General features: G+C 45.4%; 23 protein-coding genes. 3 read left to right on the top strand and 20 right to left on the bottom strand.

The genetic code is table 11. The annotated features are described in order from the left end of the window. Positions 1–121 precede the first annotated feature (121 nt). The 3 genes from hemG to DD616_RS05165 are packed head-to-tail and all read right to left on the bottom strand — an operon-like array spanning position 122 to position 2,770. Entirely contained in the window at positions 122–649 is a 528-nt protein-coding gene (gene hemG / locus DD616_RS05175) for a menaquinone-dependent protoporphyrinogen IX dehydrogenase (RefSeq protein ID WP_013855605.1), read from the bottom strand. A gap of 9 nt (positions 650–658) precedes the next feature. Further along, positions 659–2,116, bottom strand: a complete 1,458-nt coding sequence (locus DD616_RS05170; protein WP_017046377.1) for a TrkH family potassium uptake protein — start codon at positions 2,114–2,116, stop codon at positions 659–661. A gap of 30 nt (positions 2,117–2,146) precedes the next feature. Beyond that, the gene (locus tag DD616_RS05165; RefSeq protein ID WP_208872028.1) at positions 2,147–2,770 is read right to left on the bottom strand and encodes a YigZ family protein; all 624 of its coding nucleotides are present in this window, start codon (positions 2,768–2,770) and stop codon (positions 2,147–2,149) included. A gap of 218 nt (positions 2,771–2,988) precedes the next feature. Here DD616_RS05165 and fadB point away from each other — a divergent pair, with 218 nt between their 5' ends. Both fadB and fadA read left to right on the top strand, forming a co-directional pair. After that, positions 2,989–5,160: a fatty acid oxidation complex subunit alpha FadB gene (gene fadB / locus DD616_RS05160; protein WP_094164369.1), complete on the top strand. Its 2,172-nt coding sequence runs from the start codon at positions 2,989–2,991 to the stop codon at positions 5,158–5,160. 14 nt (positions 5,161–5,174) lie between these two features. Beyond that, positions 5,175–6,350 (top strand): acetyl-CoA C-acyltransferase FadA, encoded by a 1,176-nt coding sequence (fadA, locus tag DD616_RS05155; protein WP_017046375.1) that lies wholly within the window; start codon positions 5,175–5,177, stop codon positions 6,348–6,350. 66 nt (positions 6,351–6,416) lie between these two features. On the opposite strand, the gene punR is transcribed toward fadA, so the two are convergent. Next, on the bottom strand, positions 6,417–7,322 hold the full coding sequence (punR, locus tag DD616_RS05150; RefSeq protein WP_208872027.1) for a DNA-binding transcriptional activator PunR: 906 nt from the start codon (positions 7,320–7,322) through the stop codon (positions 6,417–6,419). Positions 7,323–7,470: 148 nt separating this feature from the next. Between punR and punC the strand changes: the two genes are divergently transcribed. Further along, entirely contained in the window at positions 7,471–8,676 is a 1,206-nt protein-coding gene (gene punC / locus DD616_RS05145; RefSeq protein WP_026027660.1) for a purine nucleoside transporter PunC, read from the top strand. A 62-nt stretch (positions 8,677–8,738) separates the two neighbouring features. Here the strand turns inward: punC and glmU are convergent, their stop codons facing one another. From glmU to mnmE, 16 genes are all read right to left on the bottom strand, one after another. Next, positions 8,739–10,100: a bifunctional UDP-N-acetylglucosamine diphosphorylase/glucosamine-1-phosphate N-acetyltransferase GlmU gene (gene glmU / locus DD616_RS05140; RefSeq protein WP_026029111.1), complete on the bottom strand. Its 1,362-nt coding sequence runs from the start codon at positions 10,098–10,100 to the stop codon at positions 8,739–8,741. A gap of 150 nt (positions 10,101–10,250) precedes the next feature. Further along, positions 10,251–10,673 carry a F0F1 ATP synthase subunit epsilon gene (locus DD616_RS05135; protein WP_013855597.1) on the bottom strand — a complete coding sequence of 141 codons (423 nt, stop codon included), beginning with the start codon at positions 10,671–10,673 and terminating at the stop codon, positions 10,251–10,253. 18 nt (positions 10,674–10,691) lie between these two features. Continuing rightward, positions 10,692–12,095: a F0F1 ATP synthase subunit beta gene (atpD, locus tag DD616_RS05130; protein WP_010319968.1), complete on the bottom strand. Its 1,404-nt coding sequence runs from the start codon at positions 12,093–12,095 to the stop codon at positions 10,692–10,694. A gap of 34 nt (positions 12,096–12,129) precedes the next feature. Further along, positions 12,130–12,996 carry a F0F1 ATP synthase subunit gamma gene (gene atpG, locus DD616_RS05125; RefSeq protein WP_013855594.1) on the bottom strand — a complete coding sequence of 289 codons (867 nt, stop codon included), beginning with the start codon at positions 12,994–12,996 and terminating at the stop codon, positions 12,130–12,132. Positions 12,997–13,059: 63 nt separating this feature from the next. Beyond that, a complete protein-coding gene (gene atpA / locus DD616_RS05120; RefSeq protein ID WP_026027662.1) occupies positions 13,060–14,601 on the bottom strand; it encodes a F0F1 ATP synthase subunit alpha in 1,542 nt (513 codons plus the stop codon). A 13-nt stretch (positions 14,602–14,614) separates the two neighbouring features. Further along, the gene (gene atpH / locus DD616_RS05115; protein ID WP_208872026.1) at positions 14,615–15,148 is read right to left on the bottom strand and encodes a F0F1 ATP synthase subunit delta; all 534 of its coding nucleotides are present in this window, start codon (positions 15,146–15,148) and stop codon (positions 14,615–14,617) included. A gap of 15 nt (positions 15,149–15,163) precedes the next feature. Continuing rightward, on the bottom strand, positions 15,164–15,634 hold the full coding sequence (gene atpF / locus DD616_RS05110; RefSeq protein ID WP_013855591.1) for a F0F1 ATP synthase subunit B: 471 nt from the start codon (positions 15,632–15,634) through the stop codon (positions 15,164–15,166). A gap of 76 nt (positions 15,635–15,710) precedes the next feature. Next, positions 15,711–15,965: a F0F1 ATP synthase subunit C gene (gene atpE, locus DD616_RS05105; protein WP_002540812.1), complete on the bottom strand. Its 255-nt coding sequence runs from the start codon at positions 15,963–15,965 to the stop codon at positions 15,711–15,713. A gap of 57 nt (positions 15,966–16,022) precedes the next feature. Further along, positions 16,023–16,853: a F0F1 ATP synthase subunit A gene (gene atpB / locus DD616_RS05100; protein WP_013855589.1), complete on the bottom strand. Its 831-nt coding sequence runs from the start codon at positions 16,851–16,853 to the stop codon at positions 16,023–16,025. Between the two features lie 8 nt (positions 16,854–16,861). Further along, positions 16,862–17,251, bottom strand: a complete 390-nt coding sequence (locus DD616_RS05095) for a F0F1 ATP synthase subunit I (RefSeq protein WP_013855588.1) — start codon at positions 17,249–17,251, stop codon at positions 16,862–16,864. Positions 17,252–17,439: 188 nt separating this feature from the next. Further along, positions 17,440–18,321 (bottom strand): ParB/RepB/Spo0J family partition protein, encoded by an 882-nt coding sequence (locus DD616_RS05090; protein ID WP_017044113.1) that lies wholly within the window; start codon positions 18,319–18,321, stop codon positions 17,440–17,442. Between the two features lie 24 nt (positions 18,322–18,345). Continuing rightward, on the bottom strand, positions 18,346–19,119 hold the full coding sequence (locus tag DD616_RS05085) for a ParA family protein (protein ID WP_013855586.1): 774 nt from the start codon (positions 19,117–19,119) through the stop codon (positions 18,346–18,348). Between the two features lie 14 nt (positions 19,120–19,133). Next, positions 19,134–19,766, bottom strand: a complete 633-nt coding sequence (rsmG, locus tag DD616_RS05080) for a 16S rRNA (guanine(527)-N(7))-methyltransferase RsmG (protein ID WP_208872025.1) — start codon at positions 19,764–19,766, stop codon at positions 19,134–19,136. Continuing rightward, positions 19,763–21,661, bottom strand: coding sequence for a tRNA uridine-5-carboxymethylaminomethyl(34) synthesis enzyme MnmG (gene mnmG, locus DD616_RS05075; RefSeq protein WP_094123439.1), 1,899 nt, complete (start codon positions 21,659–21,661; stop codon positions 19,763–19,765). Before mnmG ends, rsmG begins: the two co-directional genes overlap by 4 nt. A 481-nt stretch (positions 21,662–22,142) precedes the next feature. After that, the gene (gene mioC / locus DD616_RS05070) at positions 22,143–22,577 is read right to left on the bottom strand and encodes an FMN-binding protein MioC (protein WP_064626107.1); all 435 of its coding nucleotides are present in this window, start codon (positions 22,575–22,577) and stop codon (positions 22,143–22,145) included. 43 nt (positions 22,578–22,620) lie between these two features. Then, entirely contained in the window at positions 22,621–23,982 is a 1,362-nt protein-coding gene (gene mnmE, locus DD616_RS05065; RefSeq protein WP_029189865.1) for a tRNA uridine-5-carboxymethylaminomethyl(34) synthesis GTPase MnmE, read from the bottom strand. Between the last annotated feature and the right edge of the window lie 37 nt (positions 23,983–24,019).

Raw genomic sequence — 24,019 nt, 5'->3', positions numbered from 1 at the left:
GTCAGTGAGGCGGCATTATAGAGATCGCCGTCACGTTGGCAACCCCTTTTTGCTGTTTTTTTTGATTTTCTATTTGTTCGAACAGAAAAAAGCCAAAAGACGCTAAAAATCGACTTTTTATTTACAATTTTTTAAAGTTATCACTAAAAAGAGATACTTTTTGCCAGTTTGTATATTCAACTTCTTTTGAGGTATCAGTTTCACCGCCAGTCAATGACATGATGAAACGAATCATCACCTTATCGAAAAAGTGATAACGTGGATAGTAAAGAGCACCAGCGAAAACTCCGATTAGCTTGGGTTGCCATGCTGATTTACTGAGAAAGGTTTTAATATAGACACTTCCTTCTGGAGTATCTTTACCCTGCGCTTCTTTTCTTGCAGTTAAGTTGACACAAAAGAACGCCGCTTTAGCGAGTGCTAATTGCTCGGCATGTTTTTCTATAAATTGATAAAGCTTTTTATTTAAATGTCCGTAGCGAATAGAAGCACCAATTAAGACTCGATCGTAAAGAGCTAAATCAATATCCTCAATTTGATGTAAATCGGCAAGTTCGCAATCAAACTCAGAAAGTTCCTCTTTTATATAGTTAAGAATTTTCTTGGTTTGACCTTCACGGGAAGAATAGAGAAAAAGAGCTTTTTGCACGGGATATCCTTAACTGCGCCAAAACGTAGGGGTAAGCAGTATTAATAGTGTAAAAATTTCTAAGCGACCAAAGAGCATCGAAACAACCAATACCCATTTTGCACTGTCATTAACATCCGCAAAGTGTACGGAGACTTGACCCAATCCAGGCCCTAAGTTATTCAATGTTGCAGCGACGGCAGAAAATGCACTCAGTTCATCCATTCCTGTTGCGATCAATGCCAACATACACGCCACGAAGACCAGTGCGTACGCTGAGAAAAATCCCCAAACCGCGTCAACAACTCGCTGTGAAAGAGCACTTCCGCCCACCTTAATCGTATACACGGCTCTTGGGTGGATAAGGCGTTTCATCTCACGAGCACCTTGTAAGGTAAGCAATAAGATACGGATCACTTTCATGCCACCGCCCGTAGAGCCAGCACACCCACCTATAAATGAAGAAAACAGCAATAATACAGGTAAGAATAACGGCCAATCTGCAAAACCTGTTGTGGTAAAGCCTGCCGTCGTCGAAATGGATACCGTTTGAAATAGCGCCTGATCAAAAGCGTCATAAAAAGAGTCGTAAGAATGGTGTTTGAGTAAAATCGAAAAGCAAACCGCAAACAAAATGACTTGTATAAGAGCGAAAGCTCTAAACTCTGGATCTTTAAGGTAATATTTTGGATGAACACCACCTGTCGCAAACGCCGCGTAATGGAGCGTAAAATTACAGGCTGAAATGAGCAAAAAAACAACCGTAATTAAATTGATCGCATAACTGTCAAAATACCCCATGCTTGCATCATGAGTCGAAAACCCACCAATAGCGATCGTAGAGAAGCTATGACAAATCGCATCAAATAGGGTCATCCCTGCTGCCCAAAAAGCAGTCGCGCAGGCAATCGTTAAGCTTAAATAGATGTACCAAAGTGCTTTAGCGGTTTCGGCGATTCTTGGAGTGACTTTAGTATCTTTGACCGGGCCTGGAATTTCTGCTCGATATAACTGCATTCCCCCAATTCCCAATACTGGCAAAATGGCCACCGCTAGAACGATGATCCCCATCCCACCAAACCATTGTAAAAACTGCCGATAGAACAAAATCGCTTTAGGTAATTCATCTAACCCAACAATGACGGTTGCTCCGGTGGTGGTTAATGCTGAAAACGATTCAAAAAACGCATCCGTCACCGATACATTAGGGTTATCCGCTAACCAAAATGGTAATGAACCCGCACTACCGATAACCGTCCAAAACAGTACAACGATCAAAAAACCGTCTCTGGCTTTCAATTCATGTCGATAGCGGCGGTTTGGAAACCAAAAAAAACCGCCACACATCAACAATACAAAAAAGGTCGTGACAAAAGGTACACCTGCACCATCGCGGTACAGCAAAGCCACCAGCGCAGGGGCAAGCATAGAGACACTAAATAGCGCGAGCAAAAGCCCGACGATACGAATAATAGATCGAATTTGCATTGCTTTTTCTGAAGCGAAGCTTCTGACTTCCTAATTATTTTTTATGGCGGTCACTACAGCTTTTGCACCGCTTTTATTAATGATAGTTTGAGTAAAGGCATCAAGATGGAGCAATTCTATCTCAACAAGAAATTTAACCTGTTCTTTATAATCGGCTTCGACTTCTAATGCTTCATACTGCGCGATGATGGATTGAGCAATCGGCACAAAACTGTAGTCTAACGTTAGGGATAATTTTGTGGTGATTTTTTTCTCAATAGTTTGAAGCTGCTTGAGTGCTTGTTGTACTCCGCCACCATAAGCTTTAACTAACCCACCAGTGCCAAGACGAATCCCACCATAATAACGAGTGACGACAGCCGTTAACTCCCCGACACTCGATCCGGCTAGCTGCGCCAATATCGGTTTGCCCGCCGTCCCTGATGGCTCACCATCATCACTAAAACCCCACAACATCGAATCTTCCGGTCGTCCGGCAACAAAGCCCCAGCAGTTATGTCTGGCGTCGCTATGTTTTGTCTTTATTTGCGCAACGAAGGCTTTGGCAGCATCTACACTCGGAGTATGGGCCAAATAGGTAATAAAGAGGCTTTTTTTGATTTCCTCTTCAAATTGGGTGGGCAACGCTGGAATTAAATAAGGTTGTTCGTTCATGTGAAATCATAGATCGAGCGGATGGCAAGAGTGTAACACGTGCACTTAAAAAAGCAGCGCTGATCTCCATTTGCACTCAATGTTAAACAGTTGTTTAAAAAATGTATTGAAATTAAACAATCCTCAGGTCAAACTAAACCGACTGGTCAAACCAGAACCATTAATACAACAAAAACTCTCACACACGATCTTAAGGTTGTATGTCACGGAGATAGACAATGATTTACCAAGCCAACACCCTACAGGTAAAGGAATTACAAGATGGTATTGCGGAGTTGCGTTTCTGCTCCAAGGAGTCAGTGAACAAACTTGACCTTGCCACTCTTGAATCGCTCAACCATGCACTTGATGCCCTAAAAGCCCACCAAGGACTGAAAGGCCTTATTCTTACTTCCGATAAAGAATCTTTTATTGTCGGGGCTGATATCACTGAGTTTTTAGGCCTCTTTGCTAAACCTGCGCAAGAACTCGACCAATGGCTGCAATTTGCCAATAGCATTTTCAACAAACTAGAAGATCTACCCGTTCCGACACTAGCCGCTTTAACAGGGCACGCGCTAGGCGGTGGATGTGAGTGTGTACTCGCTACCGATTTCCGTATTGGTGACGCGACCACCAGCATAGGATTACCGGAAACAAAGCTTGGTATTATGCCGGGGTTCGGTGGCTGTGTGCGTCTGCCTCGTGTAATTGGTGCCGACAATGCTATGGAAGTGATCACTCAAGGCAAAGCATGTCGTGCTGAAGAAGCCCTTAAAATTGGGCTGCTCGATGCGATTGTTGATAGCGACAAACTGCTTGAGTCAGCACTCAAAACCATCACATCGGCCATCAATGAAACCGTTGATTGGAAAATGCGTCGCCAGCAAAAAATGTCCGCGCTGACACTCAGCAAATTAGAAGCCATGATGAGCTTCACCATGGCCAAAGGCTTGGTTGCACAGCATGCCGGACCTCATTATCCAGCGCCAATAACCGCTGTTATTGCAATAGAAGAAGCCGCGCGCTGTAGCCGTGATGAAGCATTGGCCATTGAGCGTAAACACTTCGTTAAGCTCGCTCATTCTGAAGCGGCGAAATCCTTGGTCGGTTTATTCCTCAACGACCAATATATTAAAGCACTGGCAAAAAAAGCGGCTAAATCAGCCAATAAAGAAACCGGACGAGCGGCTGTACTTGGTGCGGGGATCATGGGCGGCGGCATTGCTTATCAATCGGCAGTAAAAGGCGTGCCTGTTTTGATGAAAGATATTGCTCAATCGTCCCTTAATTTAGGTATGACCGAGGCATCTAAGTTACTTAACAAGCAGCTAGAGCGCGGAAAAATTGATGGTTTTAAAATGGCCAGTGTGCTGGCATCGATTACGCCTAGCCTGCATTATGCGGGGATTGAGCAAGCGGATGTGGTTGTTGAAGCTGTGGTTGAAAACCCGAAAATCAAAGCCGCGGTACTAAGTGAAGTCGAAGCCAATGTTGGTGAGGATGCGGTTATCACCTCGAACACCTCAACCATTCCAATCAACCTACTGGCCAAATCACTCAAACGTCCAGAAAACTTCTGTGGTATGCACTTTTTTAACCCAGTACATCGTATGCCATTGGTGGAAATTATTCGTGGTGAACACACTTCCGATGAAACCATCAATCGAGTTGTCGCTTACGCGGCCAAAATGGGTAAATCCCCCATCGTGGTCAATGACTGCCCTGGGTTCTTCGTAAACCGCGTACTTTTCCCTTACTTTGGTGGCTTTAGTTTATTACTGCGCGATGGCGCTGATTTCACTCAAATCGATAAAGTGATGGAACGTAAGTTTGGTTGGCCAATGGGCCCTGCTTATCTTCTAGATGTGGTCGGTATTGATACCGCTCACCATGCACAAGCAGTAATGGCACAAGGTTTCCCCGAACGTATGGGTAAACAGGGCCGCGATGCTATTGATGCACTGTTTGACGCCAATAAATATGGCCAGAAAAATGGCAGCGGTTTCTATCAATACACTTTAGATAAGAAAGGCAAACCGAAGAAAACTTTCTCTGAAGAGGTTCTCACTGTTCTTAACGTAGAATGTGGTGATAAACGTACTTTTGATGATCAAACCATCATTGAGCGCATGATGATTCCGATGATCAATGAAGTGGCACTCTGTTTAGAAGAGAAGATCATCGCTTCACCCCAAGAAGCGGATATGGCGTTGGTGTACGGCTTGGGGTTCCCTCCTTTTAGAGGCGGCGTATTCCGCTATCTCGATAGTCTTGGCTTACAAAACTACGTTGCAATGGCAAGCCAATACCAAGCATTGGGCGCGATGTATCATGTACCTCAACTGCTGCTTGATATGGCAGAAAAAGGCGAGACCTTCTACGGTACTCAACAAGCAAGTTCTATCTAAGGAGAGATGTCCAAATGACTTCACATAAGAGAAATGTCGTAATTGTTGATTGCCTACGCACCCCGATGGGTCGTTCAAAAGGTGGGGCATTTCGTCATACTCGTGCGGAAGATTTATCTGCACATCTGATGAAAGGCATTTTAGCCCGTAATCCACAAGTCAACCCAAAAGAGATCGAAGATATCTACTGGGGTTGTGTGCAACAAACCTTAGAACAAGGCTTTAACGTCGCGCGTAATGCGGCACTGTTGGCTGGCTTGCCGATTGAAATTGGTGCCGTCACCGTTAACCGTTTATGTGGTTCATCAATGCAAGCACTGCATGATGCCACCCGCGCCATTATGGTTGGTGATGCTGAAATCTGCCTTGTGGGCGGCGTTGAGCATATGGGACACGTACCGATGAACCATGGCGTTGATTTCCATCCTGGCATGTCAAAAACCGTTGCCAAAGCTGCGGGGATGATGGGGTTAACGGCTGAGATGTTAGGTAAAATGCACGGCATTAGCCGTGAGCAACAAGATGCCTTTGCCGCTCGTTCGCATCAACGCGCTTACGCAGCAACCGTTGAAGGCCGCTTCAAAAATGAAATCCTCCCCACTGAAGCTCATGCCGAAGATGGTACTCTGTTCACGCTCGATTTTGATGAAGTGATCCGCCCAGAAACCACTGTTGAAGGGCTAGCACAGTTACGTCCTGTTTTTGACCCAGCCAATGGTACTGTAACAGCAGGCACCTCATCGGCTCTGTCCGATGGCGCATCGGCGATGTTGATCATGAGCGAAGAGAAAGCCAATGCGCTTGGCTTAAAGATTCGCGCGCGTGTGAAATCAATGGCCGTCGCTGGTTGCGATCCTTCAATTATGGGTTACGGGCCAGTTCCGGCGACCCATAAAGCGCTACAGCGCGCAGGCCTCACCATGCAAGATATGGATGTGATTGAGTTAAACGAAGCGTTTGCAGCTCAATCTCTACCTTGCGCGAAAGATCTTGGTTTGCTCGATGTAGTGGATGAGAAGGTTAACCTAAACGGAGGGGCGATCGCACTGGGTCACCCTCTCGGGTGTTCTGGCACGCGCATCTCCACCACACTGATTAACTTGATGGAAGCGAAAGACGCCAAATATGGTCTAGCAACGATGTGCATTGGTTTAGGCCAAGGCATTGCGACTATTTTTGAGCGCCCATAACCATTCTGTTTTTCTTCTCACTGAAGAGTCTTTTAAGAGCCAGCACTGCTGGCTCTTCTTATTAGGTTATTTAGCTTGAAGCCAATCACGATAAAGTTGATCGCTACTGCCCAGATAATTTACCATCCACTCGATCAATTTATGATTATCATCTTTGCGCCATACTAAACAGCATTGACTAAGCAGTTTATCAACGGTGATAACCCGTTCAACCAACCCACCATCAACAATCAAAGGTTGTGCAATGTGTCTTGGCATGTAGCCCACACCGACTTCATTTTTTAAGCATTCAATCGCACTATACCAATTCGGTAAAAGTAAGCGCCGTTGCTGCGGGTAGTGATCCGTATGCCGCTTGGGTAATACACTTGACGTGTCATCCAAACAAATCGCCGGGAACTGACTGACAAAATCTTCGCTTAAATAGGGCTCTTGAGCACAAGGGTGATGAGGAGACATCACAAATGCCCAATCCAACACACCCATGTCACGCACTTCAAAATCACCACCGACAGGAATCGCAGAGGTTGCACCAATCACAATGTCAGCTCGACCTTGAGCAATAGCTTCCCATGAGCCATTAAACACTTCCATGTTGATTTGCAGCTCAGCAAACTCAAACGTGCGATAAAAATCTTCCACCAGCGGTTTCATTTTGTCGAGTTTGACCACGTTATCAAGCGTCAATTTTAGCGTTTTCTGCCAACCATGCGCCGCGCGTTTAGTTTGTGAACGAATCTCTTCCATCTGCCTAAGCAATTGGCGAGCCTCCACCATAAACAGCTCACCAGCGGGCGTCAGCTCCACCTTTCTAGGTAAACGGCGAAACAGCAGCACATCCAAATCTTGTTCGACTTGGCGAACGCCGTAGCTGATCGCTGACGGCACTTTATGCAAAACCTCCGCAGCGGCGGTAAAACTACCCAACCGTGCGACAGTATCAAGCATTTCTAATGAGGATTTAGAAAACATAAGCCTTCAATTTTTTTGATGAATAACCAACAAACTTAGCGTTTCATTTAATATTAAACGAAAAATAGAATAGATGAGTAGATAAATTAAGGTTGGCATAGATTAATGCTGGCCAAATATTGATTAATTTTTTTGAATGGTAATAAAAATGAAAGCATCAAAATTACAGTTGCTGTACTTAGCCGCACTCTCTATGCTTGGCTTCATTGCCACAGACATGTACCTCCCTGCCTTTAAAGCGATGGAAATGGACTTTGCCACAGGGCCAGAGCAAATAGCCTTGTCTCTCACCGTTTTTCTGGTCGGTATGGCATTAGGTCAACTGGTGTGGGGCTTAGCTTCCGATAAATATGGTCACCGTAACACTTTAGCGGCTGGCCTAGTTCTCTTCACGTTGGCATCATTTGGTTTAGCTTTTAGCGAGCAGGTGTGGCAATTATTAGCGTTGCGCTTTGTGCAAGCTTTAGGGGTGTGTGCTCCCGCAGTGATCTGGCAAGCAATGGTAATTCAACGCTACCCAGCTAAAACAAGCCAGCAAATATTCGCCACCATCATGCCTTTGGTCGCGCTTTCACCCGCGCTTGCACCTCAATTAGGCGTCTTACTGGCCGATAACTTTGGTTGGCACAGTATTTTTGTGACATTGACATTAATGGGCGTTGCGCTTGTAGCCTGTACTTTTGCTCAAAAAAATGAACAATCACAACCCAAACAAACCTCAATTAAGCAAGATATCAAAGCTCTGCTCAGCACTAAAACCTACTTGGGTAATGTGATGATGTTTGCTTGCGCTTCTGCGGCCTTCTTTGCTTACTTGACTGGGATGCCAGAGATTATGGCACGCCTTGGTTATGCCGCTAAAGATATCGGTTTGAGTTTTATTCCTCAAACGATCGCTTTCATGGTTGGTGGCTACTTAGGTAAGGTGGGAGTGAATAAATTTGGTGACGAAAAAGTGCTCAAGCAGTTGATTGGCCTCTTTAGCGTTGCCACTTTATTAGTATTCATTGCATCACAGTGGCAACTGACCTCCATTTGGCCAATTTTGGCACCGTTTTGCTTAATAGCAGTTGCCAACGGAGCGCTTTACCCTATCGTGGTGAACCGCGCACTATCGAGTGCCAAACAAAGCCCAGCCACTGCAGCGGGTTTACAAAATAGCTTACAAATCTGCGTTAGTAGTTTAGCCAGCGCATTGGTCGCAACGTTGGCCAGCCAAGCACAAATGGTGACGGGTATTGCAATTATGATTTGTATGGGCGGGCTATGGATTGGTTATATCGTCTCGAACCGCGAACTTTCTCAACACTTCACCGCACCAGATAATGCACGCGTAGTCAGCGATGAAGAGTAAGTCTTTTAATAAGAACTGATAAAAAGCCGCTCATTATAAGCGGCTTTTTAATCGTTCATTTGTTAGCTACGCTTAACAGGACGCTTCCAACCATTGATTTTTCGCTCTTTCGCGCGAGTGATGACTAACTCACCTTCAGCAACGTTACTGCTTAGCGTAGTGCCAGCACCAATCGTTGCACCATTGGCGATCGTTACAGGAGCAATCAACTGGCTGTCTGAACCGACAAACACATCATCACCAATTGTGGTTTTGAATTTATTGACACCATCGTAATTACAAGTAATAACGCCAGCTCCGACATTAACACGCTGGCCAATTTCAGCATCACCAAGATAAGTTAAGTGATTGGCTTTTGAACCTTCACCCAAACGAGTATTTTTTACTTCCACGAAGTTACCTACGTGCGCATCATTACGCAGTTCAGCACCAGGACGTAAACGGGTAAAAGGCCCAACGGTACAGTTTTCTGCAACGGTTGCCCCTTCAATGACGCTGTATGGGCGGATCACTGTGTTGTCATCAATTTCGCAATCTTTAAGCACGCAACCCATGCCGATAATTACGTTATCACCCAAAGAGACATTTCCTTCGATGATGACGTTTGCATCAATCTCAACATCCATCCCACACTGTAATTCACCACGCAGATCAAAACGCGTAGGATCGCGTAGCATCACACCTTGTTCTAATAGCTTTTTCGCTTGTGTTGCTTGATAAGCACGCTCTAAACGAGCCAGTTGAGCGCGATCATTTACTCCTTCCACTTCAATAGAGCTGGCAGGATGAACAGCCTCAACTGCGCGGCCTTCATTGTGCGCGGCAGCGATAACATCTGTCAGATAATATTCGCCTTGTGCGTTCTCATTACTTAAGCCTGACAACCAGCGCTTGAGATCGCGCCCCGTTGCCACCATCACGCCCGTATTGATCTCTTTAATTAACTTTTGCTCATCAGTGGCATCTTTTTGTTCAACAATTGCCACCACAGGGCCATGCTTACGCACGATACGGCCATAACCGGTTGGGTTATCCAGTACCACTGTCAGCAAGGCTATTCCATCATTAGGCTGTGCATCTAACAAGCTTTCCACGGTTTCTTCCGAGATCAATGGAACATCACCGTACAACACGAGGATCTTCTCATCGTCTTGGAAATGAGGCGAGGCTTGATCAACGGCATGGCCAGTTCCTAATTGATCCGCTTGCAGCACCCAGTTAACCGACTCTTCGGCAAGCGCTTGCTGCATTTGCTCACCACCATGACCATAAACCAAGTGGATATTTTGGGCACCTAAGCTATTGCACGTATCAATTACGTGTTTCACCATTGGCTTACCCGCCAGTGTGTGCAGCACTTTAGGCATATTAGAATACATTCGAGTACCTTTACCTGCTGCGAGGATCACTGCGCTAAATTTCATTGACAACCTATTGACGTTAAAAAAGTTAAGCCGCATTTTAGCGGTAATTAAAGAGATAGTTAATTTAACTAAATAATTTTCTGTTAAAAAATAAGCAAAAAGGCGACCTATAGGTCGCCTTTTTACATCACGTCTTAATTATAAAACACATTAACGACGTTTTTTGGTCAGCTCGATAACTCGTAACTGAGCCATGGCTTTAGCCAGTTCACTGGCCGCTTGTGCGAAGTTCATATCGCCATGCTGATTTGAAATATTCTCTTCAGCTTTGCGTTTGGCTTCTTCTGCCTTAGCTGCGTCTAGTTCTTCACCACGAATTGCCGTATCAGCCAGTACTGTAGCAGTACCCGGTTGCACTTCGACAATACCACCCGAAACATAAATAATTTCTTCGTGGCCGTGTAGCTTAACGATACGCACCATACCAGGCTTAATAGCGGTCAGCAGCGGTGTGTGACCGTGGAAAATTCCCAGTTCACCTTCGCTACCGGTCACCTGAAACGTTTCGACTTGGCCAGAGAAGATTTTCTTCTCTGCACTGACGACGTCTAGGTGAAAGGTTATTGCTGCCATATCGCCTCCTAGTTAGCCTTATAGCTTCTTAGCATTCTCAATCGCATCGTCGATAGTACCGCAGTACATAAACGCTTGCTCTGGAATGTCATCGTATTCACCAGATAGAAGACCTTTGAAGCCACGTAGCGTCTCTTTTAGAGGTACGTAAACACCAGGGTCACCTGTAAATACTTCAGCTACGTGATAAGGCTGAGTTAGAAAACGTTCAATCTTACGTGCACGTGATACAACTTGCTTATCCGATTCAGACAACTCGTCCATACCCAAGATCGCAATGATGTCTTTCAGCTCTTTGTAGCGCTGAAGCGTCTGCTGAACGCCACGAGCGATGTCGTAGTGCTCTTGACCTACGACGAGTGGGTCTAGCTGACGAGACGTTGAATCGAGTGGGTCGATCGCTGGGTATAGGCCCATTGCTGCGATGTTACGGTTAAGTACAACCGTTGCATCCAAGTGCGCGAACGTTGTGGCTGGAGACGGGTCCGTCAAGTCATCTGCTGGTACATATACCGCCTGTACAGACGTGATAGAACCTTGCTTAGTTGACGTAATACGCTCCTGAAGCACACCCATTTCTTCTGCAAGAGTAGGTTGGTAACCTACCGCTGAAGGCATACGACCTAGCAGTGCTGATACTTCCGTACCGGCAAGCGTGTAACGGTAGATGTTATCGATGAACAGAAGTACGTCACGACCTTCGTCACGGAAACGTTCTGCCATTGTCAAACCCGTCAGTGCAACACGTAGACGGTTGCCTGGTGGCTCGTTCATCTGTCCGTAAACCATCGCTACTTTTGATTTTTCAGGCTCTTCGATGTTTACAACACCGGCTTCCTGCATCTCATAGTAGAAATCGTTACCTTCACGAGTACGTTCACCAACACCCGCAAATACTGAAAGACCTGAGTGTTGCAGTGCGATGTTGTTGATAAGTTCCATCATGTTAACGGTCTTACCTACACCTGCACCACCAAATAGACCGATTTTACCACCCTTAGAGAATGGACAAACCAAATCGATTACTTTTACACCGGTTTCAAGAAGAGCAGTTTCGTTTGATTGCTCTTCATAGCTTGGAGCTGGACGGTGGATAGAGTAAAGCTCTTCCGCACCGATTTCACCACGCTCATCAATCGCATCACCAAGCACGTTCATGATACGACCTAAAGTTTTAATACCGACTGGTACTGAAATTGGAGCGCCAGTATTTTCAACTACCAAACCACGACGTAAACCATCAGAGCTACCCATTACGATTGCGCGAATCACGCCACCGCCAAGCTGCTGTTGAACTTCAAGAACGAGACGTTCTTTTGAATCCACAACATTCAGAGCATCGTAAACACTTGGTACTTCGCCCTGTGGGAACTCTACGTCGACTACCGCACCGATGATCTGTACGATCTTACCTGTAGCCATCGTTAATCCTCTAAACTGTTTGTTTTACCTAAGCTTAAACCGCTGCTGCACCAGAAACGATTTCCGATAGTTCTTGTGTAATCGCCGCCTGACGGGCTTTGTTATACACAAGCTGTAAATCATCAATCAAGTTGCTTGCGTTATCGGTAGCTGCTTTCATCGCAATCATTCGAGCAGCTTGCTCACAAGCAAGATTCTCAACCACACCCTGATAAACCTGAGACTCTACATAACGCAGCAATAGTGCATCGAGTAGAGGCTTTGGTTCAGGCTCATAGATGTAGTCCCAAGAATGTTCGCGTTTCATCTCTTCGCTATTCGATCTAGGCAAAGGTAGTAATTGATCGATCGTTGGTTCTTGAACCATAGTATTCACAAATTTGTTGAACACTACGTATAGGCGATCCAACTCACCTGCATCATATTTCTTCAGCATAACACCAACGGAACCGATCAAATCTTCCAAGGTTGGGCTATCGCCCAAACCAGAGACTTGAGCAGCGACTTTAGCGCCACTGTTTCTAAAGAAAGCCGTTGCCTTTGAGCCCACAATTGCCAGCTCAACCTCAGCACCTTTCTCCGACCAATCTTTCATGTCATGTAGAGCTTTTTTGAACAAGTTCACGTTCAAACCACCACACAAACCACGGTCTGTTGAAATAATGATGTAACCAACACGTTTGGCTTCGCGCTCTTCTAGATAAGGATGACGATATTCTAGATTTGCACTCGCCACATGACCGATCACTTTACGCATTGTTTCAGCGTATGGACGAGAAGCTTCCATGCCGTCTTGCGAACGACGCATTTTTGAAGCTGCTACCATTTCCATCGCTTTCGTAATTTTCTGCGTGCTTTTAACACTACCGATTTTATTACGTATCTCTTTTGCGCCGGCCATCGTTTTACTCTCTTTTAAGGTAATCCGTTATTGGTCAGTGGTGACCCTAAGGTCACCCACCAATTACCAGGTCTGGGTTGCCTTGAAATCGTCAACCAGTTTCTTGAACTGAGCTTCGATTTCATCGTTATAAGCACCCGATTTGTCGATATCTTTTACAAGATCAACATATTGACCACGAGCATACGACAGTAGAGCAGATTCAAAATCAGCCAGTTTATTCAACGCAACATCATTTAAATAACCACGCTCTGCCGCAAAGATAACCAACGCTTGGTCAAACACAGACATCGGAGCATATTGTTTCTGCTTCATCAGCTCTGTTACTTTCTGACCATGGTTTAGCTGTCTCTTCGTCGCTTCATCAAGATCTGACGAGAACTGAGCAAATGCAGCAAGTTCACGGTACTGTGCAAGCGCGGTACGGATACCACCTGACAGTTTCTTGATGATTTTCGTCTGAGCGGCACCACCTACACGAGATACTGAAATACCAGGGTCAACGGCTGGGCGAACACCCGCGTTGAATAGTTCAGTTTGTAGGAAGATCTGACCATCGGTAATCGAGATTACGTTAGTCGGTACGAATGCTGAAACGTCACCCGCTTGTGTTTCAATGATAGGTAGAGCGGTTAAAGAACCGGTTTTACCTTTCACTTCACCCTTAGTGAAACGTTCTACATACTCTTCGCTAACACGAGCAGCACGCTCAAGTAGACGAGAGTGGAGATAGAAAACGTCACCTGGGAATGCTTCACGGCCTGGTGGGCGTTTGAGTAGTAGTGATATCTGACGGTAAGCAACCGCTTGTTTAGATAAGTCATCATAAACAATCAGTGCATCTTCACCGCGATCGCGGAAGTATTCACCCATTGCACAACCTGCATATGGCGCAAGGTATTGCAATGCCGCTGATTCAGAAGCCGATGCAACAACCACAACTGTGTTTGCAAGCGCGCCGTGCTCTTCTAATTTGCGTACTACGTTAGCGATAGTTGAGGCTTTTTGGCCAATCGCAACATAGATAGAGTAAATACCTGAATCTTTTTGGTTAATAATTGCGTCGATCGCCATTGCTGTTTTACCAGTTTGACGGTCACCGATGATAAGTTCACGTTGGCCACGACCGATTGGGATCATAGAGTCAACTGACTTATAGCCGGTTTGTACTGGTTGATCGACTGATTTACGGTCGATTACACCAGGTGCAATCATTTCAACAGGTGAAGACAATTTCGCTTCGATAGGACCTTTACCATCGATAGGCTGACCGAGTGTATTCACTACGCGACCTAACAATTCAGGACCAACTGGCACTTCAAGAATACGACCAGAACCTGTTACTTTCATGCCTTCCTTAAGGTCAGCATATGGGCCCATGACAACCGCACCAACCGAGTCACGCTCAAGGTTAAGTGCAAGTGCATAACGGCCACTCGGTAATTCAATCATTTCACCTTGCATCACGTCCGCTAGGCCGTGAATGCGAATGATACCATCGCTTACCGATACGATAGTACCTTCATTGCGAGCTTCACTAACAACGTCGAAAGATTCGATACGTTGTTTAATTAGATCGCTAATTTCCGTGGAATTAAGTTGCATGCTCCAATCCCCATCAAGACTGTAATGCATCGCTCAGGCGGTTTAAACGACCGCGGGCTGAGTTATCGATGACAAGGTCTCCGGCTCGAATTATAACCCCACCAAGTAGGGTCTCATCTATACTGCAATTCAGCTGAACTTTGCGTTCAAGACGCTGCTCAAGTTTGGTGCTGATATTGACAAGCTGTTCATCAGAAAGCTCAGTTGCTGAAATCACTTCAACATCCATCTGCTTCTCATGCTCTTGTTTCAGAGCAAAGAACTGTTCACTAACATCAGGAAGAGCCTTTAATCGGCTATTCTCAGCCATCACCTTTAACAGGTTCTGGCCATAAACATCAAACTGTTCGCCACAAATTGCGATGAAAATTTCCGCTAATTTCTCAGCCGAAACAGAGCCCGTTAGTAGCTCTTTCATTTGCTCGTTCTTTGCGACCTCGGCAGCAAAAGCTAACATCTGACCCCATTGGTCAAGTTGCTTTTTCTCTACCGCAAAATCGAATGCTGCTTTAGCATAGGGGCGTGCAATTGTAGTCAAATCAGACATAAAGCGCCCCCATCCTTAAAGTCTTGCAGTAATGTTGTCGAGAATATCTTTGTGCGCATCTTTATCGATAGAACGCTCAAGGATTTTCTCAGCACCAGCTACAGCCAGAGTTGCAACTTGTTTACGCAGCTCATCGCGGGCACGGTTACGTTCAGATTCAAGTTCAGCTTCCGCTTGAGCAAGGATTTTCTGGCGTTCTGCCTGAGCTTCCTCACGTGCTTCGTCTAAAATTTGAGCTTTACGTTTATTTGCCTGTTCGATGACCTCAGTTGCAGTGCGCTTCGCTTCTTTCATTTGTTCAGAAGCGTTGGCTTGTGCTAGATCCAAGTTTTTAGCAGCGCGCTCAGCGGCTGAAAGACCGTCAGCAATTTTCTTCTGACGCTCTTCGATCGCATTCATGATTGGCGGCCATACATATTTCATGCAGAACCACACAAACAGTGCAAACGCGATTGCTTGACCTAGCAGAGTTGCGTTCATATTCACAACAGCTACCCCTCTATTTGTTCACCAACGAAAAGTATTAATCAACGACAAATCATCAATTTGTGTGATCGGTTGATTAACCTAGTTGACCAACAAATGGGTTCGCGAAAGTGAATAGAAGCGCAATTACGATACCGATCATAGGAACCGCATCAAGTAGACCCGCGATGATAAACATCTTAACTTGTAGCATAGGAGCCATTTCTGGTTGACGAGCAGCACCTTCAAGGAATTTACCGCCTAGAAGTGCGAAACCAATCGCTGTACCAAGAGAAGCAAGACCGACGATAATACCTACGGCGATTGCAGAAAAGCTCAGTAAAGTTTCCATTACTATCTCCAATTTATAGTTGTTGGCTTATGTGCCCAAATAAAAAGCTTTAAAAAATTAATGATCACTATCTTCGTGTGCCATTGATAGATAAACAATAGTCAGCATCATGAACACGAAAGATTGAATCAGAATTACCAGAATATGGAAAATCGCCCACGGTAGTGAACCCATCCATTGTAGCCACCATGGTAGCATCGCTGCGATAAGAATAAATACCACCTCACCTGCGAACATGTTACCGAATAGACGCATACCGAGTGAGAGAGGTTTCGCAAGTAACGATACCACTTCAATAAGTAGGTTAAACGGAATCATGGTCCAGTGATTGAATGGATGTAGAGCTAATTCTTTCGCAAAACCACCTAGGCCTTTCACTTTGATGCTGTAGTAAATCATCAGAGCAAATACGCCTAGAGCCATAGCCATGGTGATATTCACATCAGCTGACGGAACCACTTTTAGATAAGGGATACCAAGCCAATGTTGTGCTGGATACGGTAAGAAATCGATGGGCACTAAGTCCATGATGTTCATTAACAATACCCAACAAAAGATAGTCAGTGCCAGCGGTGCTATAAGTGGATTGCGTCCATGAAAGGTGTCTTTGACGTTTTGATCGACAAATTCTACCAATATTTCAACAAAACACTGCAGCTTACCGGGTACACCCGCTGTTGCTTTCTTTGCTACAGAGCGAAATATCCATAGGAATATTAAGCCAGTAAACAAGGAAAAAAACAGGCTATCGATATGTACGTTCCAGAAACTCGTCTCACTAATTGACAGCCCCAAATCGTAATGCTCAGAAATCTTCGCAAGAGAGAGGTTCGTCAAGTGGTGTTCAATGTATCCGGACGATGTTAGCGCTTCACCTGGCGCAGCCATAACTCATCCTATTTTTTGTTGTTAATGAATAGCACTGGCGCACAGATATTAATACCTAGAGCCAGCAAATAGGTTAGTTTGAGGGGAACGAGTTCCACCTGCATATACATGTAGGCAACACAGAACAGTGCAACTGTGATGAGGATCTTGAGTACTTCGCCAGTGTAGAAAGAGGCCGCGACTTGCTTCGCAGCACGAGCTCCACTAAACATAAAAGCACACAGCGCAAAAACCGCATTGGCAATGACAAAGATGCCACCCCCAATCAGCGCAGAAAAGCCCCATTCAGCATTTACAGCTACCGCCATCCCTGCCGCCACAAAAATAACCGCGCCAGACTGGATCATTAACAATCGCTTAGCAAGCTCTCGTCCTGGTCTAGCCAACGCAGCTACCATGTATTCGTACCTCTAGTAATATCCTCAGCTCATCTACAACATAGGGCTGGGAAATTGGCGAAAATTATACGGTGAGTCGAACTGATTGCAATTGAAAGACAGCAAAAAGTTACAATTTTGTTTACAAACCGACAACTTTCAAATAAAAAAACGTTTTTTGCATAATTGACTTAAATCAATTATCTCATTTAGCTTTCTAGCTTGGCAATTAGTTGCTCTAATTTGTGAGGCTCATCAAGACTAATCGTCATTTTGGCTTTGCCACCTTTTGAACGAATGATCGACACTTTAGCCCCTAACATTTCACTCAATCTTTGTGACATTTGTTGTGCATCTAAGTCTTCCGATGCCGATCCGTCCTCAGAAGGCTGTGTTAGACACTTTTTCACTAATTGCTCAGTTTGTCTCACGGTCAGCTGTTTTGCGGCCACACGTTGTGCAATTTCAATTTGTTGATCGCCTTCGAGCATCAATAATGCTCGTGCATGGCCCATTTCAAGCTGCTTGGTTTCCACTAAACGCTTCACGCCATCCGCCAATTGATTTAAGCGTAATAAGTTACTCACGGTAGTGCGTGATTTACCAATCACATCAGCCACCTGTTGGTGAGTGAGCTTAAATTCGTCTTGCAACCGCTCTAAAGCTTGTGCTTCTTCAATCGCATTCAAATCTTCGCGTTGAATATTTTCTATCAGTGCCATCGCAATCGCAGCGCGATCTTGGACATTTTTGATCAAACAGGGCACTTGCTTTAAACCTGCTTGTTTTGCAGCGCGCCAACGGCGTTCACCTGCAATAATTTCATAGCCGCCAAGCTCTAAACGTCTTACCACGATCGGCTGGATAATACCTTGCGATTGGATAGACGCAGATAGCTCTTCCAACGCTTCTGCCGACATATCTTTACGTGGTTGATACATGCCAGGTTTCAAATTTGATACCGCGATATCCATTAATTCGCCATCAGAAGAGAGTGCTTGGCTATGTGAGGCGGCTTGCTCCTTTTCACGAGCAAGAGAACTGGTTGCGAGCAATGCATCCAATCCTTTTCCTAAACCACGTTTAGTCATGTAGACGAATTCCTTTAGTTGAGATTATGCGGGTATTTCTTCTCGACGAAGCATTTCGCCAGCTAAGGCGAGATACGCTTTTGCCCCAGCTGAATACTTGTCGTAGTACATTGCTGGCTTGCCATAACTTGGCGCTTCAGCAAGACGGACATTACGAGGAATAACGGTGCGATAGACTTTGTTTCCAAAGTGCTTTTTCAGTTGATCGGATACTTCATTGGCTAGGCGATTACGCGGATCGTACATCGTTCGAAGTAACCCTTCGATTTTCAGGTTTTCGTTGACTACCGCGGCTAACTTGCTGATGGTATCCATTAACGCCGTTAAACCTTCTAATGCAAAATACTCACATTGCATTGGCACTAACACAGAATCCGCTGCGGCCATGGCGTTGATTGTAAGAAGATTTAAAGAAGGAGGACAATCAATAAAGATGAAATCATAGTTATCACGAACTGGCGCGAGGGCATTTTTCAAACGCACTTCGCGAGCAAAGACTTCCATTAATTTGATTTCAGCGGCTGTCACGTCTCCGTTCGCCGCAATCAAATCGTAGTGTCCCGTTGTTTTGCGACACACGACTTCATCAAAAGGGGTGTCTTCGACCAACAATTCGTACGCGGTTGCATCTACTTGATACTTATCAACACCACTGGCCATCGTTGCATTGCCTTGTGGGTCGAGATCGATCACTAAAACTTTACGCTTAGTCGCCGCCATAGAGGCCGCTAAGTTAATGCACGTTGTTGTTTTTCCTACGCCACCTTTCTGGTTGGCGATTGCTACGATTTTGCCCACGGTATGCCTCGCTGTTATCCCTTGCGAGATAAGATTACAAGATGACGGTCACCTTCCAACTCAGGAACTTTCAAAGCTTTGACATCAGTCACAGAACACCACTCAGGTAGTGTGGCTATTTCCTCATCTGGCCGTTGTCCTTTCAGGGCTAAAAATCGGCCCGATGTTTTTTTTGGTAAATGGTGACACCATTCCACCATATCGAGCATTGAAGCAAACGCACGGCTCAGTACGCCATCAAATTTTACTTCAGGCTGAAACTCTTCGACTCGACTTTGAATCGTAGTCACATTTTTAATACCAAGCTCATGCAGAACTTGTTTAATAAAACGAATGCGCTTACCCAAACTATCGAGTAAGTAAAAGGTTTTATCAGGATTCATGATAGCGAGAGGTATACCAGGTAAACCAGGCCCAGTACCAACGTCGATAAAACGCTCACCCTGTAAGTGAGGACTTACCACTATACTATCTAAAATATGTTTCACCAACATATCCATAGGATCGCGCACTGAGGTGAGATTGTAGGCTTTGTTCCATTTATTCAGCAGTTCCACGTAACCGACTAATTGGCTACGTTGCTGCTCATTGACCTCGAGATCGGTTTGACCAATTAAATCATCGAGACGCGTTCTTAACTCGCTCATGCGGCGTCTTCCCCTTTCTTCAGTACACCTTGCTTTTTCAAATAAACCAATAAGATAGAAATAGCAGCTGGTGTAATACCAGAAATACGAGAGGCAATACCAACTGTTTCAGGCTTGGCATTGTTAAGCTTAAGGATCACTTCGTTGGACAAGCCTTTGACCTGTTTATAGTCAAGATCCAGCGGCAATTTAGTGTGCTCATGGCGCAATGATTTGTCGATCTCATCTTGCTGACGCTGAATATAACCATCGTATTTGATTTGAATTTCAACTTGCTCAGCCGCTTCACTATCGTTCAATGCTGGTGCAAATGACTCAAGCGACGTGAGCTGTTGATAGGTGATTTCAGGTCGACGTAGTAGATCTTCACCACTTGCTTCACGAGACATCGGTGTTTTGAGCAACGCATTCAGTGCATCAACACCAACGGAGTTCGGGTTCATCCACGTTTGTTTCAAACGTTGACGCTCAATTTCCATGTTTTCCATTTTTTGATTAAAACGCGCCCAGCGCGCATCATTGACTAAACCTAACTCTCTGGCTTTTTCGGTTAAACGCAAATCGGCGTTATCTTCGCGTAGCAGTAAGCGATATTCAGCGCGAGAGGTAAACATGCGATAAGGTTCTTTGGTACCCATAGTGGAAAGATCATCGATCAACACGCCCATGTAAGCTTGATCACGGCGTGGACTCCAGCCTTCTTTTTCTTGGCTAAATAAGCTTGCATTCAAACCAGCCATTAACCCTTGCGCTGCCGCTTCTTCGTATCCGGTGGTGCCGTTGATTTGACCAGCAAAGAACAAACCACTGATGAATTTGGTTTCATAGGTTTGTTTTAAATCTTGTGGATTGAAAAAATCGTACTCGATGGCGTAACCCGGACGAACAATATGTGCGTTTTCAAACCCTTTCATTGAGCGAACGATCTGCACTTGTACATCAAACGGTAAGCTGGTGGAAATACCGTTAGGGTAGAGTTCTGTCGTGGTCAAACCTTCAGGCTCGATAAAAATTTGATGGCTATTTTTGTCGGCAAAACGCATGACTTTGTCTTCGATCGATGGGCAGTAGCGTGGGCCGATACCTTCGATGACACCTGCGTACATCGGACTACGATCAAGATTGGCACGGATCACATCATGCGTTTTATCGTTGGTATGCGTGATGTAGCATGGTATTTGACGTGGATGCTGTTCACGTTGTCCCATGAAGGAAAAAACAGGCGTTGGGTTATCACCGTGTTGTGTTTCTAACACTGAGAAGTCCACGCTACGCGCATCGATCCTTGGTGGCGTACCCGTTTTTAAACGATCGACTCGAAACGGCAGTTCACGTAAACGTTGCGCTAATGCGATCGATGGAGGATCTCCTGCGCGGCCTCCTGAGAAGTTTTCAAGACCAATGTGGATCTTTCCACCAAGGAAGGTACCTACTGTCAATACCACCGCTTTGGCGTGGAATTTGAGGCCCATTTGAGTCACAACGCCCATTACACGATCATTTTCAACGATAAGATCATCGACCGCTTGTTGGAACAAAGTTAAGTTTGGCGTGTTTTCAAGCACATCACGCACATACGATTTGTAAAGCGCACGATCTGCTTGGGCTCGAGTCGCTCGAACCGCTGGCCCTTTTGAGGCATTGAGTGTTCTAAATTGAATACCTGCATGATCAATCGCTTGTGCCATTAGACCGCCCATGGCATCGACTTCTTTAACCAGATGTCCTTTACCAATTCCGCCAATAGCAGGATTGCACGACATCTGTCCTAGAGTCTCAATGTTATGGGTAAGCAATAGCGTACTTTGACCAGTACGAGCTGCAGCGAGAGCGGCTTCCGTTCCAGCATGGCCACCACCGACCACAATGACGTCAAATTTTTCGTGATAAAGCATGAACCGACCTCAGGTATTCAATGAAGCATGGACTGACAAAAGAGGCGTATTCTACCTGCTTTCCACTGGCTAGAAAATCGCTTTTCTGCTTTTTTAATCTGAGCTTGGTAAGTTAATAATATATAAGATCTATATAGAGATCTTTTATTAGATCTATTATTAGGATCGAGCATATCTGTGGATAACCGATAAATGATCAACAAGATCATGGTTTTTAAGAGGATCACAAGCTGTGATCCTGACATGATCTAATCGTGTATTAGCTGGGATCAAAAAGGCTAGTTATGCACAGGGTCGTAAAATGCATAAGTTATTAATTGGATAACTATAGGTTAATCACCGAATAACAGCATAGTTATACACATTAAAATATTTAAAATGGACTTAACTTTTCTATGGTGAGTATTGAGACAGTTATACACAGAGCTTAAGGGTACAAAAAAAGCGGCTCACAGGCCGCTTGGTGACTTTATGCCATTCGCTAGAATTGTTCGATGTGCTGTTTGAGCCATACTTCAGCGGCATCTTCAGGAACGGAGTATTCTAATATATCTATGCTGAAACAGTCGCTAATTGGCGTTGCACCTATATCCTCAAGCAGTTGATATGCATGCTTACCTGCTGCGCAAAACGTGTCATAGCTTGAATCGCCAAGTGCTACCACGGCATATTTTAACTCGCTCGTATTCGGTGGTGTTGACTGCAAAGAAGCGATAAAAGGTTGGATATTGTCTGGGTAGTCACCCGCTCCATGCGTGGAGGTGACAATGAGCCAAGTCCCTTGTGAGGGTATATCACTTAAGTTGGGTTGGTTGTGGATAGTCGTAGTATAACCTTGCTCTTGCAGTAGATCGTTGAGATGATCGGCGACATATTCAGCGCCTCCTAAGGTGCTGCCAGTGATGATATGGATCATGAGATATTCCTATAATTAAGAGTGATCAAGCTTCTCACTGCGATCATTTGCCGATACAGAACGACGAAAAGATGCGCCCTAACAAGTCATCGGAGCTAAATTCGCCCGTTATCTCGTTTAGATGTTGCTGCGATAAACGCAGTTCTTCCGCTAAGATTTCACCGGCCATGTAGCCTTCGAGCTGCTGCTGACCAATCATGAGGTGCTGTGCGGCGCGCTCTAGCGCGTCCAAATGGCGTCGTCTGGCCATAAAGCCGCCTTCATTGCCCCCAGCAAAGCCCATGCACTCTTTGAGATGAGTACGCAGAGCATCAACTCCCTCTCCAGTTTTTGCCGACAGACGGATTAAGGTTGGAGAATTAACATGACAGATACCGAGCGATTCTTTGGTTTGATCGACTTTGTTGCGGATCACCGTCATGCCGATGTTTTCAGGCAATCGATCGACAAAATCTGGCCAGATTTCTTTCGGATCGGTGGCATCGGTGGTGGTGCCATCAACCATAAAGAGCACACGATCTGCTTTTGCTATTTCATCCCAAGCACGCTCAATACCTATTCTTTCGACTTCGTCATTGGCATCACGTAGGCCAGCGGTATCGATGATATGCAGTGGCATGCCATCGATGTGGATGTGCTCTCTCAGTACGTCACGCGTGGTTCCTGCTATGTCTGTAACGATGGCGGAATCTTTGCCTGAAAGCGCATTCAATAGACTCGATTTACCCGCGTTAGGACGCCCTGCTATCACCACTTTCATCCCTTCGCGTAAAATGGCCCCTTGATTCGCCTCTTTGCGCACGGCGTCTAAGTTGTCGATGATATTTTGCAGATCTGCGGCAACTTTACCATCGGCAAGAAAATCGATCTCCTCTTCAGGAAAATCAATCGCTGCTTCAACGTAAATTCGCAGGTGGATTAGGGAATCGACCAAGGTGTGAATGCGTTTGGAAAATTGACCTTGCAATGAATGCAGAGCGGATTTGGCCGCTTCTTCAGAGCTGGCATCAATCAAATCGGCAATCGCTTCCGCTTGGGTTAAATCCATTTTGTCGTTTAAAAACGCACGCTCAGAAAATTCACCCGGGCGCGCTGCGCGCAAGCCACTGATAGCCAAAATGCGTTTGATCAGCATATCCATGACGACCGGACCGCCGTGTCCTTGTAGTTCGAGCACATCTTCGCCGGTAAAGGAGTGAGGGTTAGGAAAATAGATCGCGATGCCTTGGTCAAGTTCGGTGCCATCTTGATGCTTAAAAGGCAAGTATTCCGCATAACGAGGTTTCAGTGTTTTCCCGGTTACTTCAAGCGCGACTTGAGCGGCTTTCGGGCCTGAGACGCGAATAATCCCCACGCCACCTCGGCCTGGAGCGGTTGCTTGAGCAACAATGGTGTCTGTAGACATAAGGGTACCTAACATAGGGGTGTATGAGCGCAATTGT

This window comes from Vibrio anguillarum (genome assembly GCF_003390515.1).
GTDB lineage: Bacteria > Pseudomonadota > Gammaproteobacteria > Enterobacterales > Vibrionaceae > Vibrio > Vibrio anguillarum.
The sequence above is the reverse complement of the archived record's forward strand: the minus strand, read 5'-3'. Positions and strand labels throughout refer to the sequence as shown.